Genomic DNA, 884 nt, shown 5'->3' with positions numbered 1-884 from the left:
CGTAGAGAGCATTAAAGAGCTCTACGATGTCGACATCTCAAGCTCTCTTGTCTCAAGAGTCACCGATAACATATTAGAGGACATCACCGCTTGGCAGAACCGGCCGCTGAGCAGTGTTTATCCTATCGTCTATTTGGACTGCATCGTCGTGAAGATACGTCAAGACAAGCAGATCATCAACAAGGCGATCTATCTGGCCTTAGGCGTGGGACTCGACGGCAGAAAAGAGCTGCTTGGTATGTGGCTCTCAGAGAATGAAGGCGCTAAGTTCTGGCTAGGCGTTCTCACTGAACTACAAAACCGCGGGGTACAAGATATCCTCATTGCCTGTGTCGATGGTTTAAAGGGCTTCCCTGATGCTATCAACACCGTTTATCCAAACGCTCAGGTTCAGCTGTGTATCGTGCATATGCTGCGCTATTCAATGAAGTTTGTGCCATGGACGGATAAGAAGAAAGTAGCGGCTGATTTAAAAGCCATCTACGGAGCTGATACGCTTGAGATAGCCGAGGCCAATCTTGAACACTTTGATGAGACTTGGGGCACAGAGTACCCGCACGTGGTCAAGTCTTGGCGCAATAACTGGGAGGGCTTAACGGTGTTCTTTAATTACCCTAAAGACATCAGAAAAGCCATTTATACCACCAATGCTATTGAGTCTTTAAACAGCGTGATTCGGACAGCGGTGAATAAGCGTAAGGTGTTCCCCTCTGATCAGGCAGCATTCAAAGTGGTGTACTTAGCCACCCAGCAGGCATCCAAAAAGTGGTCGATGCCAATCCGTAACTGGACGTCTGCTCTGAATCGTTTTATGATTATGTTTGATGATCGTATCAGCAGGCATTTAATCTAAATGGCAGTTACACAGAATCTGGGATGGTCTC

Annotated in this window: 1 protein-coding gene; it reads left to right on the top strand. The window is 47.2% G+C overall.

Translation table 11 applies throughout. The features are described 5' to 3' along the window. Positions 1-853 (top strand): IS256 family transposase (locus tag JMV76_RS14645; protein ID WP_201503190.1); only part of this gene is annotated, 853 nt, incomplete at its 5' end. Between the last annotated feature and the right edge of the window lie 31 nt (positions 854-884).

It is taken from the genome of Psychrobacter cibarius (assembly GCF_904845955.1).
Classification (GTDB): Bacteria; Pseudomonadota; Gammaproteobacteria; order Pseudomonadales; family Moraxellaceae; genus Psychrobacter; species Psychrobacter cibarius_B.
This window is presented reverse-complemented; position numbering and strand designations above follow the sequence as displayed.